Source organism: Thioalkalivibrio paradoxus ARh 1, from assembly GCF_000227685.2.
In the GTDB taxonomy this organism is placed as follows: domain Bacteria; phylum Pseudomonadota; class Gammaproteobacteria; order Ectothiorhodospirales; family Ectothiorhodospiraceae; genus Thioalkalivibrio; species Thioalkalivibrio paradoxus.
Genome location: NZ_CP007029.1, coordinates 2,533,742 through 2,548,683, shown reverse-complemented (window position 1 = coordinate 2,548,683; position 14,942 = coordinate 2,533,742). Strand labels below are relative to the sequence as shown.

Genomic DNA, 14,942 nt, shown 5'->3' with positions numbered 1-14,942 from the left:
AGATATCGTTATGTTGATGGAGAATCAAATGAGCCAGAGAAGCCCCGCCGCGACCAGCATGGCCTCCGGCCTGTTCGAGGGTACGACCCGTACGGTCCGTTCGCTGGCCGACGAGGACATCGCGGTCACGGTTGAAAACCTGGACCTGTATTACGGCGACAGCCAGGCGCTGAAACAGATCACGATGCAGATCCCGGCGAAACGGGTTACCGCGTTCATCGGGCCCTCGGGTTGCGGCAAGTCGACCCTGCTGCGCTGTTTCAATCGCATGAACGATCTGGTCGATGGCTGCCGGATCGAGGGCGCGATCAACCTGCACGGTGAAAACATCTACCGTCGGGGCACGGATGTCGCGGAGCTGCGCCGGCGCGTCGGGATGGTGTTCCAGAAGCCGAACCCGTTCCCGAAAACGATCTACGAAAACGTCGCCTACGGTCTGCGCCTGCAGGGCGTGAAAAACAAGCGTGTGCTGGACGAAGTCGTCGAGCGCTCGATCAAGGCCGTGGGTCTTTGGGACGAGGTGAAGGACCGTCTGCAGGGCAACGCGTTCGGCCTGTCCGGTGGCCAGCAGCAGCGACTGGTGATTGCGCGGGCGATCGCGATCGAACCCGAGGTGATCCTGCTCGACGAGCCGACCTCGGCGCTGGACCCGATCTCGACCGCCAAGATCGAGGAACTGGTCGAGGAACTGAAGCAGCAGTACACGATCATGATCGTGACCCACAACATGCAGCAGGCGGCGCGCGTCTCCGACTACACCGCCTACATGTACCTGGGCGAACTGGTCGAGTACGCGGACACCATGCATCTGTTCACGAACCCGAGCCAGAAGGCGACCGAGGACTACATCACCGGTCGCTACGGCTGACCGGCGACCGGGCGCGTAGGGCGGAAAAGGCCGAAGGCCGTCATCCGCCATCCAGCGCCAGAGTTGCCCTGATTTCAAGGGCGGTGCAAAGGCTTTACGGCGGATGACGCTACGCTCTTCCGCCCTACGAGTCGGCGGATAACCACGGTCGCGCGTCGGGACACCCGTCGTTCGATTTCAATGCAAAACGAGAATAGGGATCGGGATGGAAAACAAACGCCTTGGTGGACATTACTCCCATCGGTACGACGCCGAGCTCGAGGAGGTCGTGAACCGCGTGCTCGCGATGGGCGGACTGGTCGAAACCCAGCTCGGCAACGCGCTGCAAGCCTTCATCGATGGCGACACCCAGGTCGCGCAGGAGGTCGCCGAGAACGACTCGCGGGTCAACAGCTTCGAAGTCAGCATCGACGAGCGCTGCGTCGAGATCCTCGCCCGGCGCCAGCCGGCGGCAATGGACCTTCGGCTGGTGGTCGCGGTGATCAAGACCATCACCGACCTCGAGCGCATCGGCGACCTGGCCGAGGCGATCGCGCGTATGGCGATCCGGCAGGCCGACAGCGACCGGCCGCGCAAGCAGCTTTTCCGGGATATCGACACCATGGGCAAGCGCGTGGTGACGATGCTGCACGACGCGCTCGACGCCTTCGCGCGGATGGATGCGAGCGCGGCGCTCGAAGTGGTGCGCCAGGACTTCGCGATCGATCATGACCACGAGGCGATTCTGCGCCAGAACGCGACCTACATGATGGAAGATCCGCGTAATATCACGCGGATCCTGGATCTGACCTACGCGTCGCGTGCGCTCGAGCGTGCCGGCGACCACGCCCGGAATATGTGTGAATACACGATCTATTTCGTGAAGGGCCGCGACGTGCGCCACATCGAGCTGAGCGAGATGGAGGCGGTCGTCAAGGGCGCAGAGAAGGCGTAGCGGATCGGCTGCGTCGCGCGAAGGGCCCGGGGCAGCGGGCTCACCTGGGCCTGCGACCCAGACGAGAACCCAATCCGTTCGACGGGCGCCTGGCCCCAGGTTGCCGGAATGACCGTTCGTTACTGCAAGCCTTGCCGGTCTGCCCATCCAGGGCGTATTGCAGGAACAACGCGCGTTGCAGGCCGAGCGCGCCGGACTTCCCCAAGCGGTCGAGGAACTCGCGAGCCGCACGCTGCCCGATGGCGCGAGCATGCATTTCGAGCACGACGGCAGCGTGCTCTCCCTGTTCGTTGCCTGGCCCGAGCACGGGTCGGGTGGCAACCACCGCGAGCTCGCGCCGCTTCGCGCTCTGGCCGGGGACGTTGGGCGTATGCAGCCGGGAGGTGCCGATCGCCTGGTCGAGCGCGTCAACGTCGACCGCGTATACCTGGAGGTCCATCGGGATGACCAGATCCTGGCATCCATGGACTGGCCGCAGGCCGGTGCGGAACGTGGCGCGCAGGCACTGAAGATCGACTACGATGCCGCCGGGCTGAGCCCGCTTCCCGACCAGATGGACCTGGACGGCCTCCTGCACAGTCTGCCGCCGCACATCCGAACCGGGGAGCTGTGCGGCCGGACGCTGGGCGATCGGATCTGGATCGGGCGCTGTCTCGAGAGTCCGAGCCCGGTCACCGCCGCGGAGGTTCGTTCCACGGAACGTGACTGGAACGGGGCCAACATCCTGATACGGGAACTCGGCCGGGTCTTCCCGGCGATCAGTGAGTTTCGGCTGGAGCTGGCGGGTCACGAGCTGGACGTGCCGCAGGCTGCCGTGACCGCGTGGTTCGACGCGCGTGAACGGCTCCCTGTGCCCGATGGAACGGTGCACCTGTGGGTTTCGGACGACCTGGACCGGCACCCGCCGGAACCGGAGCCGGTGGCGGCGCCCGTGGAGATTCTCTGGCGGGACGGGCAGTGGGGGCCCCGACGTAACCGCGTCGCACTGTGGCCTTGGCAGGTCGGAGAGTTGTCGGCGGCCGGGCTGAGGATCTACCTGCTTGAACTCTCGCCGGAAGGCAGCGTGCGCCTGTTCCTCGAGCCTGTCGACGCCGGGTCTGTCGCCCTTGCGCCGGTCACGTTGATGCCGGGTGACGCGATCGACTGGGAAGGCATCCACCTGCGCCATCGCGGGTGGTGAACCGACCCGGAGTTCTCGGCAGGGGGCGGCCCACCGGGCAAGGTGCCGGGCCGACTACGGATGGCAACTCGGTCACCGGGAACGACCCGGACGGGCGGCTTCCCCGCGACCCGTCCAGTTGGGCGCACTGATGACCTTCCAGGTTGACGGTTCCAACCCGCAATGAACCACAGAGAGTTGCAGGAGGCTACGGAGGGATTCACTCCAGGTGGCTCGACTATGATCACAGGGCAGGCAGGAGTGCCAACACGCAGGGGCAGCAAGCCCCTCCACCACCATGGAGGCCGACATGACGATGCGCGACACGGATCGGCAGGGCGAGCACGGCCGCGAATCGGCACGTGGCGAAGAGGCAGTGGAGATGCTGCTGCAAGCGCGTGAAAAGGATCTGGGCGGATTCTCGGTGCGCAGGCTGCTGCCTACCGCGAAACGCACGATGGTCGGCCCCTGGATCTTTTTCGATCACATGGGGCCGGCCGACTTCCCGCCAGGACAGGGCATCACGGTACGCCCTCACCCGCACATCAACCTCGCCACGGTGACCTACCTGTTCGAAGGCGAGATTCTGCACCGCGATTCGCTCGGCAGCGTGCAGCCGATCGTACCTGGCGACATCAACCTCATGGTCGCCGGGCGCGGTATCGTGCATTCCGAGCGCGAACGGCCGGAGGTCACCGCCACCGCGCACCGGCTGCACGGCCTGCAGCTGTGGCTCGCGTTGCCCGAGGCAGACGAGGAGATCGAGCCAGCCTTCCACCACTACCCGAGTTCCGACATTCCCATGTGCACGGTTGATGGCGTGCCGCTCCGCGTGATGATGGGCTCCGCCTACGGCGTGACCTCGCCGGTAAGAACCTTTGCCGACACCCTCTACGTGGAAGCACGCCTGAAGGCGGGCCAGTGCCTGACCCTGCCCAAGACCTCCGAGCGCGCGCTGTATGTGGTCAGCGGTGCACTGCGCCTCGGTCGCAGGATCCTTCCCGAGCACTCGATGGCGGTCCTGTACCCAGCCTGGAGCGTTGTCGTCGAAGCCGATACCGACGCGCGCATTGCCCTGATCGGCGGCGAATCAGTGGGAGAACGGTTCATCGACTGGAACTTCGTCTCGAGCCGGAAGGAACGCATCGAGCAGGCGAGAGCCGATTGGCGCGCAGGACTCTATCCCTTGGTGCCGGGTGACGAGGAGGAATTCATTCCGCTACCAGACTGACTGGAGTCGACCCTGAGCGGGCACCGACTCTTCGCCGACCAAGGACCGTTAGCTGTTTGAAGGCAGTCAGCCCGCTCCTCCTCCTATGTGGCTCACGGCTCGATTCACGCTGCGCGCAATCCTGCGACCATGGGCGCGGGAAATTTGGGCGGATCCGCTTTTTTCTTGCTGCTGGATCTGCTCGGAAAACCGGGCTACTGTAAGAAAGCGGAGCCTTCAGCGAAGATGGCCGTGATCTCGCCCGACCGCAAAGACTGCTTTCGCGTCGGACCTCGGATGCTTTGGACCCAGTATTGCGGCGCTCGCTAAATGGGGTTTTCAATCATGAACGTGTGCGCCAACCCATAGGCGGCCGCAGCCAACAAGGGTTTTATCCGTCATGCTGCGCGCGCCGGATAAACGGCTAATCTGTTCGGCGGGCCAGCCAAGAACCAAATATTGAAGGAGACAGCAGTCGGTGAACTCGCAAGTCGACCGGATTAAGCCCGATTCCTATGGCATCGCGACCTACCTCGAAAGCCTGCGTCGCGGGCAGTACCAGATCCCGACATTTCAGCGTAATGTGGTGTGGGATCGGGATCGCGTGAAGGGGCTGTGGGATAGCATTTATAAATTCTACCCGCTCGGGAGCATCCTCGTCTGGCGGACAGACATCCGCTTGCAGAACCATCGCGAGATCGGTGGTCACCAATTGCAGAGCGAGCCCGCCAGCGGGGAATTCCAGTATCTGCTCGACGGGCAGCAACGGACAACGGCCTTGCTCACGTCCATGTACGGCGGGAGCATCAAGGGGCAGGAACACCGGGATCCACACCTGTATGTCGATCTCACGGTCGAAGGAGCAGACGAGGTCGAGGACTCGTCGTGGCGAGAGCGGTTCTTGTTTTGGGACGAGATTGATGACCGCGAAGGGCAGCTTCTTCGGAATGTGGGTCGGAAGAAGCGGTATGACGGCGGCCTCATCGTTAAGCTGGAGGACATCGCTCACCGCTATGCGGACCTGGAGCGCGGCCTCGTGAACGCAGGCTGTGTCGACTATGACAACCCTGCACGCGCGCAACTGCGCAGCCTCAAGCAGGTGTTCGACAACTACAAGCTGTCCTTCATCGAGCTACGCGGAATTGAAGTTAGCGAAGTCTGCCAGATCTTCGAGCGGATCAACCAGGCTGGGCAGCCGCTGAGCATATTCGACATCGTCGTCGCCAAGACATTTAGGCCTCGCGGCGAGGATGTTAGCGGTTTCTACCTCCGAGGCTTGTTCGAGCATTTCCGCCATGAGTTAGACCTCGCGGGGAGCCGTTTTGCCGCCGTCGACGACATGACATTGCTTCAGATGTTAGCAGTTCTCGTGCGCGAAAGTGCGCCGGAGGCTGGTGTGCAAAACATCACAGACCGCTATCTCAGCGTGCTCCGAACCGAGCACCTGGAAATGGTCTGGGGGGAGGGAACCAAGGCCATCCGAAAAGTCTTCGACTTTCTCGACAACCATCTGCGCTTGCCCGGTCCGGCTCTCGTCCCCTATCGCTACTTCTACATGTCGCTCGCGTCCTACTTCTTCCGGAACAACAGCCCTGATTACTCACTTCTCAAGCGCTACTTTTGGTACTACAGCTTTCACAACGAGGATCTGCTTAGCAACACAACACACCTTCGGGACCACGTGCAACGGTTGAACGAGGCGCGGGACGGTGGCGAATTCAAGTTCGACCGATTCCTGGTCGACCAAGAGCGACTGAGACGGGTTAGCTACAGTACCCGCGGGCGGCTCTCCCGAGCCATCCTTGCGCTCTACGCGAGTCAGGATCCGCGCGACTGGGCCCATGCGGATCGGTCCGTGCTGACGCAGGTCTACTACATGCTCACTGACCATCCAAACCTGCACCATGTTTTCCCGCTCGATTTCTGCGAGAAACATCTCGACAAACACGCAAGGTACGCCAACAGCCTGCTTAACATCGCCTACCTCACTCAAATCACGAATCTACGGATTAGCAACCGCAATCCGCTTGAGTATCTGCGTGACTATCTCGGCCCTGGGTTCGGCGATGTCCAACGCACGCATTTCCTGCCTGACGTGATTGTTGAATGGGCGCTAGCAGAGCAGATGCCAGACAATGCCCTTGACACCTTTGTTGATGCGCGGCTCCAGTTGATCCTCGCGCGACTCAGAGAGCGTCTCGGGGCGATCCCCTTTGAGGTAATCGACACGCGAGCCGAACCAAACGGTTCCGCGGAAGGCAGTGCGGCGGCCCCAGAAAAGTTTCCGCGGATGGACCGCACGGCCGCTGAGCAAGGATAAGCGGAGCGCAATATTTCGGACACCTTGAGTCATCGGGGGACATCAGGATGGACGCCGACCAGCGCCTCGAAATCCATTGGCCCTACGTGAGGACTCAGCGCGTTGACCCTCGGGCAAGCCGGACACGGTGACGGATTGGGGCAGCGGGGCCGCGGACCGTGCTTTACAGAATCTGCCTATCATCCATGTTACAGGTTCTGGTCATTGAACTTTATGCGTGGCGGAAACGAGAGAGATCTGTGTCGGACCTAACGAGTATCGAGAAGCGTAAACTTGAGCTGGCACTCGGCATGACGGGTGGGTACGTGCTCAACTTCTCGAACCGTACCTTCGAGGATTTCTTCTTCGATAACTTCGGAATCGACATATACGACGCGAAGTACGAACTCGGGTCCGGCTCGAAGGCCAACCGCATGCGTGCGTTCTGGACGGCGGAACCCAATCACACGGTGGGGCGCGTTCTGGATCTCTTGTTCAGGCAGTGGTACGAGTACGCGGGGAGATCAGATCCGCCTCGAGAACAGTGCCTTCCCATCGTAAGAAGATTGCTCGAGGGTGCACCGGTGCCCGACATAGGAGCGGTCTCTCCAGCCATCGCTGATCGAACGCTCGATGCGTTGGTCCGCTCAGTTAGGGACGCGATCGACCGGAACGAACCAGAGTTGGCCCTCGACCGCCTTCACACGTTTGTGGTGAAGCACTTTCGGCTACTCTGCTCCAAGAGGGGAATCGACACGTCGCGCGACAAGCCCCTACACAGCCTTGTTGGAGAGTACGTGAAGGCGCTGAGGGGAGCGGGGCTCATCGAGTCGGACATGACAGAGCGGATCTTGAAGTCAAGCATTTCGGTGATGGAGGCGTTCAACCGTGTTCGAAACGATCAAAGCCTTGCGCACGATAACGACATACTGACCTACAATGAGAGCCTCCTGATCGTCTCCCATGTGGCCAGCTCCCTGAAGTTCATCGAGGCAATCGAGGGTGAGAGCGAGTCAAACTCGCGGCGGCCGACGAAGGTCGAGGATGTCCCGTTCTGAAGAGGTACGCCCAACGAGGCGTTTAAGCCGGGTTCTTACGCTCGCTCGGACGCCTGGTACTCCACGGCATTTGCCCATAGCTTCGCGACTATTTCGCAAATCGCGCTCCGCAACAATCGACGCTTAGCTTTGAGTTAGCCCGTCAAAAAAGAATCGACCATGTCTCAACGTTACTACTCGAACATTTATTGGCATTTTACCGGCTCACCCGAGGGTGTCGATTGGTTTGTTGCAAGGTGTCCGAAGGACATCCTTGACCAAGGAGTTGTCTCGGATGGCGAGAAGGCAGCGGAAACCGTCATTAAAATACTGGAGTCAAAGAAACTTCTCGCGACATGCACTGAAAAGATAGTAGAAGGCGTTGTAACTCTGCCATTCTGCTGTGTTACCGATATTCCATTTAAAGACCTTCCAAGTCATTCCCCATACTACGGTAAGGTCGCGATCGGATTTAGACCTAAGCCGGTGCAGAGGCAGTTTGTGCCCGTGCTTTACCTGCCGAAGCAGGCACTCCCCATGATTCGCGATTCGATACCAAACCGGAAGCTTGAGGAGATGGGGCGAAATATGCTTAGTGGATCGGGTGGCTGGAGCGAAGCTCAGGGAATGCGGCTTCTCGCTCAGGCCGCCCTTAATCCAGAAGAGGTCGAAGTTGCTGACAAGCAGCAGATCAGCGGGTTTTACTCGAGCTTCGTCAAAATCACTGATTTCGACCCGGCGCCAGAAAATACCTATTACCGCGAGCGGGAGTGGAGAAGCATTGGAGACTTCGAGTTTGGGTATGAAGATGTTGAAGCGGTAGTTGCTCCGGCCGAACAGTTGCAAAAGATTCGCAAGGCGCTGGGAGACTTGGGCGCTGAATCCGTAAATCTAATCTCATGGGAGTTCGTAGAATCCGCATAACAGCTAGAAACAGCTTCAACCCGGTCGGCTTCTGCGCTGCCGATTTGAAGCCGGCGGATAAGCTGGGTGCTCGCCTGCTTAGGACTTCGGGTGTATTCTGGGATACGGAGAGGGTTAGATCTATCTAATCGGATCAGTTTCAGCAGTTTGAGGGTAAGCGGCCCCTGGTGGAGCATCCGGGGACGACCGCTAAGGGCCGACTACTGCCACTACCGGCCATGGAGATCCCAAGCCGACCAGAGGCGGGCGGTCACTGGGGACGGGCGAGGCACTACCGTCGGGACACGCTGGACCGTCCGGCTTCGCTCGACGTCCAGCGCCTTCCGTACGCCGGCATTCCGGGGATCTGCCGCTCTCTCGGGTTCGAGTGTCCGATCCGGGAACTCGAAGGGTCGTTGCGGCGTATTCTGCGCGCAACTGCATCGGATCCGTTGGCGGCTGGACACGGGGCGGGGGAGCTGGGCTCCCTGTCTGGTGGGTCCGCGGTTGGCAACTGCAGGCAGGGGTGACAGGGCCAACCACCCGTGATGTCATTCCCGATTCGCGGGGGTAATGTTCACTAGATCTTCGGAACGAGTCCATCGGCCAACGCCGTGCGGTACGCCCGAAGGGCCGGGATCAGGCTCACGGCGAAGGCCGCGGCCAGGAACAGCGACAGCAGCAGAGTTTCGTGGGTGCCCGGTGGGGCGATCGCGAGGTGAATGCCGTAGTGCGCCTGAACGATCGGCTGCGCGACGTACAGCGAGAGGTACAGCAGCGCCATCCCCATGGCGATCCCGGCGACCGCCAGGAATAGGGTTTCGCTTGCGAGCAGCAGGGAGATCTGGCGCGGGCGGGCCCCCACGAAGCGCAGGATCGCCATTTCCCGCCGCCGCTCGTTCAGGCCGGCGAGCATCACCGCCAGCATGCCGATCAGGCCCACGATGACCACGAATGTGGAGACCAGCAGCAGCGCATGCTCGGCAACACCCATCAGGGACCAGAGTTCGTGCAGGGCGACGCCAGGCAGGATGGCCAGCAGCGGTTCCGCCCGGAAGTTGTTGACGTAGCGCCGCACCTGGAAGGTGGCTGCACGGGAATCGAGCCCGACCAGCACGGCGGTGATCGAATCCGGGGTCAGGGCCAGAGGCAGGAATGTACATAGTGGTGTGCGTTGCAGCGCTTCGGGCAGCTGCACATTGACGTCGAGATTCCGTTGATGTTCTTGCCGTGGGCTTCATGGACGAGATCGCTACTCAGGAAGAAGCAATCTGGGCAGAGCCCGCTTCGAGGAGACGCCACGCAACGGTTCGAGCGTCTGCGAACCCCGGCTTGTGCGGCACGGTCATGGGTAGTAACGTAGTGACATTAAAACCGGGGGTTGCGGATGATCGTCACGACATTCTCCAGCCGCGAGTTCAATCAGCGCGCGAGCGAGGCCAAGCGGGCTGCCAGCCAGGGTCCAGTGTTCATCACCGACCGCGGCCGTCCCGCGCATGTCCTGCTGACCATTGAAGAATACCGGCGTTTGACGGCCGGACAGCGCAAGATTGCCGACCTGCTGGCCATGCCGGGTGCCGATGAGGTGGATCTGGAACTACGCGAGGCGCGCGATGTGGCACGAGCCGCCGATCTGTCCTGATGTTCCTCCTCGACACCAACGTTGTCTCGGAGTTGCGCAAGGTTCGTGCGGGAAAGGCCGATTCCTGCGTCGCTGCATGGGCCGACAACGTGGACGCTGCCGACCTGTATCTGTCCGCGATCACGATTCAGGAGATCGAGGTTGGCATCCTGCTTGCCGAACGTCGGGACGCGGCGCAAGGTGCTGTGCTGCGCGCCTGGTTCAGCGGACACGTACTGCCAGCATTCGACGGCCGGGTTCTCCCGGTCGATATCACGGTGGCTTTGCGCAGCGCCGGCCTTCATGTGCCGGACCCACACCCGATACGCGATGGCCTGATCGCTGCGACCGCGCTCGTGCACGGCATGCAGGTGGTGACCCGCAACACGGCTGACTTCGAGCCGATGGGTGTCCGCATGCTGAACCCATGGCACTGGCGAGGGCCTTGAGAACGGCTCCAACGTGCCGCGTCCGACTTCGGATCGAGGTTCCGATGCGGAAGCAGGGGTGCTCATGTTGGACGGGCACTTCTCGGTGAACGCGGCGAACGGCTCGACGGGGACCGGAACCCCCGGTGGGCAACACGATCGTCTCAAGCCTCCGTCGCTTTGCAGAACAGTAGGGGATACCGCGAAACAGTTCCAGCATTCGCGTGCAGGGTTCTTACCATCCGCATTGCCGTTGCCCTGTGCTGCGCCAGCCTCGATGTACCCGGCCGACGTCCGGTACGCGATGGCCTGGTTGCTGCCACCCGTCGTGCGGAATCACTCCGGAGCACCACGGCCCAATCGCAATGCCACCCGGGGCGCACCCGCCACCAGTTCGCCGATCACCGCCGCGTCGGTGAATCCCTCTTCACGGAAAATCGACAGGACCCGGGCGGTGTCCTCGGGAGCACAGGCCACGAGTAGGCCACCGCTGGTCTGGGGGTCGCAGGCGATCCGCCCGGCCCAGTCGGGCAGTGCCGGGTCGAGATTGACCTCGTGTCCGTAGCTTTGCCAGTTGCGCCCGATCGCACCGGGGCCCACGCCCTGCTGGAGCAGCGTTACGGCGTCGTGCAGTAATGGCAGGCGGAGGAAGTCGACGCGCGCGCCCAAGCCGGAACCCCGGCACATTTCCAGCAGATGGCCCAGCAGGCCGAAGCCGGTGACGTCGGTCAGCGCGTGCACGCCGGGCATGCCGGCGAAGGCGACCCCCGGGCGGTTGAGACGGGTGGTCGTCTCGATCAGGGCTTCGTAGCCGTCGGCGTCGAGCTTGCCCTCCTTGACCCCGCTGCCGAGCACACCTACCCCGAGGGCCTTGCCCAGCACGAGCCGGTCGCCGGGCTGGCCGCGGTCGTTGCGCTTGAGCCTATCCGGATGTACCAGCCCGACTGCGGCCAGGCCGTAGATGGGTTCGACCGAGTCGATCGAGTGGCCGCCGGCAAGCGGAATTCCGGCCTCGCGACAGGCGTCTGCACCGCCTTCCATGACCCGGCGAATCATGGCGAGCGGAAGCTTGTCCACGGGCATGCCGACGATCGCCAGCGCCAGTGTGGGCGTCGCGCCCATCGCGTAGATGTCGGACAGGGCGTTGGTCGCGGCGATGCGTCCGAAGTCGTACGGATCATCGACGATCGGCATGAAGAAGTCAGTGGTTGCGACCAGCGCCTGTTCGTCATTGATTCGGAATACGGCGGCGTCGTCCGCGCTCGCACTGCCCTGGATCAGGTCTGCGTGCGGGAACCCCATCACGATGCCAGACAGTGCTTCCTGCAGCACATTCGGTGCGATCTTGCAGCCGCAGCCGCCTCCGTGGGAAAGGGAGGTCAGCCGGGTGGAATGGGTGATCTCGTCAGTCTTCATGCATCGATACCTCGTACATTTTCAGAGCCTCTCTTAGGAGAGGGAGAGGGGAGAAGGTCCGCAGGGGCGTCGCTCACCGGTTCACCCGCGAAAGTTGCAGCCAGCGCGAGATCCGGTCGATCAGAATCGTCAGCGCGATGATCATCAGCAGGTAGGTGCTGGCCTTCTCGAACCGGAACCACTCGAAGTTGAAGCTGAAATAGAAGCCCAGCCCGCCGACGCCGACGAGCCCGAGCACGACCGCGGTGCGCACGTTGCTCTCAAACTGGAAGAAGCTGTAGGTCATCCACTCGCGCCAGGCAATCGGGGCGGCGACCATGCCGAAGCAGGTGACGCGTGAACCCGCGAAGCCCTGCTCGAAGCGGCGGTAGGGGATGTTGTCGACGCTCTCGCTGAACACGCGCACGAGCACCCCCATCGTGTGGATCGCGATCGCGATCGTCCCGGCGACCAGCCCGGGGCCGAAGAAGGCGATGAACAGGAAGGCCCACATCACTTCGGGCACGCCGCGGGAGATCAGCCCCGTGGCGCGAGCGAGCACGAGCTGGACGAAGCGGATCGCACGCACCAGCGGGTGCGTGGTCTCCCCGGTGAACTGCGCGGCCTCGAGCTGGAAGGCGAGGGTGTGCGGATAGGTCAGCGCGATCGCGCCCAGCACCCCGAGCAGCGTGCCGACGATCGCGATCGCAAGCGGCACGGTCGACGACTTGATCACCCGCCAGACGAACCACTGGTCGAGCTGCTGTTCCCACGCGGACCAGGCAGCCGGCCGGTAGAACTGCCAGGGCGGGTACTCGCTGAACAGCGACACGGTCTGCCCGGCGGCTTCCCTGGCCTCGACCTTGACCGGGTCGCCGAGGCCCAGCGCCGGCAGGTCGAGGTCCGGGCGCAGCAGGCGCTCGAAGAACGAGAGCTTGCTCCAGGCTTCGCCGGACAGGATCTCGCCTGCGGGCTCCAGGAAGTTCTTCGCGGTGCCGTTCGGACCCGCGGTGTTACCCCAGCCCATGAACCAGACCGACCACACCACGATCAGCACGGCGAAGCCGGTGCCGATCCAGGCCCGCGAGAGATCGGCGAACACCGAGCGCGCCTTGATCGCGCGCGGGTGGTTCGGGTCGCTGCGCAGTTGCCGGCGGATGTAGTTGCTGGCGAGGTCGGCGGTCAGCGTCAGCGCCAGCGTGAACAGGATCAGGGTGCTGACCTTGTCCCAGGCGCCGAAGCGGATCTGGTACCAGATCTCGGCGCCGAGTCCGCCGCCGCCGACGGCACCGATCACCGCGGCGTTGCGGATCGCGCATTCGGCGCGCATCAGCGTGAAGCTCTGCACCGCCCGCGACGCGAGCGGCTGGATGCCGTAGAAGAAGACCTTGATGCGTCCGGCGCCGCTGGCGCGCACCTGTTCGTACTGGCGTTCGTCGACGTTGTCCCAGAGCTCGCTGTAGACCTTCGCGAGGATGCCGGTGATGTTCAGCGCCAGCGCCAGCGCGCCGGTCAGCGGGCCGAGCCCGATCAGCGCCACCAGGATGATCGCCCAGACGAAGTCCGGCACCGCGCGCAGCACGTCCTGCACCAGCCGGGCGAGCGAACACAATGCCGCCGACGGGCTGCGCAGCGCGAAGTTTCGGCGCCACCCGGTCGCATGTTCCTCGCCCACCGCGACCGCCCGCGACGACGCCATCGCAAGCAGGAAGCCGAAGACCACCGCGAGCGCGGTGCCGAGCACCGCCGCGGACAGTGTTTCCAGCGTCAGTCCCCAGCTGCGGGCGAGGAACTCGCTGCTGAAGTCCGGCGAACCGAAGGCGGCCAGCCAGTCACCCATCCGCCCGAGCGCCCGGGCCCGTTCCTCCGGGTCGATCAGTGCAGTGAAATCCCATTCGGCGGCGGTGAACGACGCCAGTACCAGCAGCGCGATCACCAGCAGGCCGACGAAGTGGCCCCAGGGCCGGCGCCGGGCGTAGCGTTCTGCACCCGGCAGCTCCAGAACGCTGCTCACCCGGGCGGCTCCATAGGCTGCGCTGAAGCCTGCCGGTTGCGCATGATTGCGGCGTCGAGGCTCAGCGCCCGGTATTCGGCACCGTAGAGCTCGCGCAGCAAGTCGCGGCTGATCGCATCCGGCGTTCCTTGCCAGAACAGGCGTCCGTCGCGCAGCGCGATCACGCGGTCGAAGTGCTCGTGCAGCAGTTCGAGCGTGTGCAGGTTTACCAGCAGGGTTGCGCCGAGTTCGCTGGCAACGCCGGCGAGCAGTCCGATGATCTCGCGCCCGAGCCGGATGTCGAGCTGGCTGACCGGTTCGTCGGCCAGCATCACCCGCGGCCGCTGCACGATCAGCCGCGCGATCGCCACGCGCTGCTGCTGGCCACCCGAGAGTTCGCCGGGCATCGACCAGAGCTTGTCGGGCAGCTCCACCGCCTGCAGCGCCGCTCGCGCGGCTGGCAGTTGCTGCGGCCAGAACAGCGAGAGCAGCGTGCGGGCCAGCCCCCAGTTCCCGATCCGCCCCATCAGCACGTTGTGCACCACGCGCAGATGCGGAATCAGGTTGTCGTTCTGGTAGAGCACGCCGATATCGCGGCGCAGGCGGCGCAGCGCCCGCCCGCGCAGCCGACGCGTGTCGTGTCCCAGCGCGAGCACCCGGCCCGTGCTGGGCTTCAGCACCGCCGAAAGCAGGCGGAACAGCGTGGTCTTGCCGGCCCCGGATGGGCCGATGATCGCGACCCGCTCGCCCTGCGCGATCCGCAGGTCGATGTCCGCGAGTACCGGCTGGCCGCCGAAGGTGCGCGCGACCCCGTCGAGCCGGAAGACGTCGATCCGGTCTTCCGGGCCGGGTGCGGCGCGGTTTTCGGAAAGGCTGTCCACGTTCTGCATCGCCTGTACCCCTCGATCCGGCCACCGCAGCTTCAGAAACTCCCGGCGCCTTTCGGCGGATGACGGCCTTCGGCCTTTTCCGCCCTACGACGCTGGCCTTGTAGGGCGGAAGAGCGCAGCGTCATCCGCCGTGCGGCGTTCGCGCTGCCTCGGCGCCCATCGCAGCCCCGGCGTCGAAGCGGCGGATGACGGCCTTCGGCCTTTT

Annotated in this window: 13 protein-coding genes; 9 read left to right on the top strand and 4 right to left on the bottom strand. The window is 63.4% G+C overall.

What is annotated here, in order from left to right; all coding sequences use genetic code 11:
• Window positions 1-28: 28 nt before the first annotated feature.
• The 7 genes from pstB (at window position 29) to THITH_RS18100 (ending at window position 8,431) form a co-directional block, all read left to right on the top strand.
• Window positions 29-868, top strand: coding sequence for a phosphate ABC transporter ATP-binding protein PstB (gene pstB / locus THITH_RS11410; RefSeq protein WP_006747951.1), 840 nt, complete (start codon window positions 29-31; stop codon window positions 866-868).
• Window positions 869-1,073: 205 nt separating this feature from the next.
• Complete coding sequence (gene phoU / locus THITH_RS11405; protein WP_006747952.1) at window positions 1,074-1,802, top strand: phosphate signaling complex protein PhoU; 729 nt, start codon at window positions 1,074-1,076, stop codon at window positions 1,800-1,802.
• Between the two features lie 157 nt (window positions 1,803-1,959).
• The gene (locus THITH_RS11400; RefSeq protein ID WP_025367513.1) at window positions 1,960-2,982 is read left to right on the top strand and encodes a hypothetical protein; all 1,023 of its coding nucleotides are present in this window, start codon (window positions 1,960-1,962) and stop codon (window positions 2,980-2,982) included.
• Window positions 2,983-3,277: 295 nt separating this feature from the next.
• Complete coding sequence (locus THITH_RS11395) at window positions 3,278-4,192, top strand: pirin family protein (RefSeq protein WP_051418814.1); 915 nt, start codon at window positions 3,278-3,280, stop codon at window positions 4,190-4,192.
• Window positions 4,193-4,649: 457 nt separating this feature from the next.
• Window positions 4,650-6,491, top strand: coding sequence for a GmrSD restriction endonuclease domain-containing protein (locus THITH_RS11390; protein WP_006747955.1), 1,842 nt, complete (start codon window positions 4,650-4,652; stop codon window positions 6,489-6,491).
• Window positions 6,492-6,730: 239 nt separating this feature from the next.
• Window positions 6,731-7,528, top strand: coding sequence for an abortive infection family protein (locus tag THITH_RS11385; RefSeq protein ID WP_025367512.1), 798 nt, complete (start codon window positions 6,731-6,733; stop codon window positions 7,526-7,528).
• Window positions 7,529-7,687: 159 nt separating this feature from the next.
• Window positions 7,688-8,431 (top strand): abortive infection system antitoxin AbiGi family protein, encoded by a 744-nt coding sequence (locus tag THITH_RS18100; protein WP_006747957.1) that lies wholly within the window; start codon window positions 7,688-7,690, stop codon window positions 8,429-8,431.
• Between the two features lie 559 nt (window positions 8,432-8,990).
• Here THITH_RS18100 and THITH_RS11375 read toward each other — a convergent pair.
• Window positions 8,991-9,608: an ABC transporter permease gene (locus THITH_RS11375; RefSeq protein ID WP_006747958.1), complete on the bottom strand. Its 618-nt coding sequence runs from the start codon at window positions 9,606-9,608 to the stop codon at window positions 8,991-8,993.
• Between the two features lie 189 nt (window positions 9,609-9,797).
• Between THITH_RS11375 and THITH_RS11370 the strand changes: the two genes are divergently transcribed.
• The gene (locus THITH_RS11370) at window positions 9,798-10,052 is read left to right on the top strand and encodes a type II toxin-antitoxin system Phd/YefM family antitoxin (RefSeq protein WP_006747959.1); all 255 of its coding nucleotides are present in this window, start codon (window positions 9,798-9,800) and stop codon (window positions 10,050-10,052) included.
• A complete protein-coding gene (locus THITH_RS11365) occupies window positions 10,052-10,480 on the top strand; it encodes a type II toxin-antitoxin system VapC family toxin (protein ID WP_006747960.1) in 429 nt (142 codons plus the stop codon). The genes THITH_RS11370 and THITH_RS11365 overlap by 1 nt, the downstream gene beginning before the upstream one ends.
• A 315-nt stretch (window positions 10,481-10,795) precedes the next feature.
• Here the strand turns inward: THITH_RS11365 and selD are convergent, their stop codons facing one another.
• The 3 genes from selD to THITH_RS11350 all read right to left on the bottom strand — a co-directional run bounded on the left by selD (window position 10,796) and on the right by THITH_RS11350 (window position 14,737).
• The gene (gene selD / locus THITH_RS11360) at window positions 10,796-11,875 is read right to left on the bottom strand and encodes a selenide, water dikinase SelD (protein WP_006747961.1); all 1,080 of its coding nucleotides are present in this window, start codon (window positions 11,873-11,875) and stop codon (window positions 10,796-10,798) included.
• Window positions 11,876-11,948: 73 nt separating this feature from the next.
• A complete protein-coding gene (locus THITH_RS11355) occupies window positions 11,949-13,868 on the bottom strand; it encodes a PhnE/PtxC family ABC transporter permease (protein ID WP_006747962.1) in 1,920 nt (639 codons plus the stop codon).
• A complete protein-coding gene (locus tag THITH_RS11350; protein ID WP_006747963.1) occupies window positions 13,865-14,737 on the bottom strand; it encodes a phosphonate ABC transporter ATP-binding protein in 873 nt (290 codons plus the stop codon). The genes THITH_RS11355 and THITH_RS11350 overlap by 4 nt, the downstream gene beginning before the upstream one ends.
• Between the last annotated feature and the right edge of the window lie 205 nt (window positions 14,738-14,942).

Coding starts and splice junctions, on each gene's coding strand:
- selD (WP_006747961.1), bottom strand. CDS start 11,875: ATGAAGACTGACGAGATCACCCATTCCACCCGGCTGACCTCCCTTTCC.
- THITH_RS18100 (WP_006747957.1), top strand. CDS start 7,688: ATGTCTCAACGTTACTACTCGAACATTTATTGGCATTTTACCGGCTCA.
- THITH_RS11350 (WP_006747963.1), bottom strand. CDS start 14,737: ATGCAGAACGTGGACAGCCTTTCCGAAAACCGCGCCGCACCCGGCCCG.
- pstB (WP_006747951.1), top strand. CDS start 29: ATGAGCCAGAGAAGCCCCGCCGCGACCAGCATGGCCTCCGGCCTGTTC.
- phoU (WP_006747952.1), top strand. CDS start 1,074: ATGGAAAACAAACGCCTTGGTGGACATTACTCCCATCGGTACGACGCC.
- THITH_RS11365 (WP_006747960.1), top strand. CDS start 10,052: ATGTTCCTCCTCGACACCAACGTTGTCTCGGAGTTGCGCAAGGTTCGT.
- THITH_RS11370 (WP_006747959.1), top strand. CDS start 9,798: ATGATCGTCACGACATTCTCCAGCCGCGAGTTCAATCAGCGCGCGAGC.
- THITH_RS11395 (WP_051418814.1), top strand. CDS start 3,278: ATGCGCGACACGGATCGGCAGGGCGAGCACGGCCGCGAATCGGCACGT.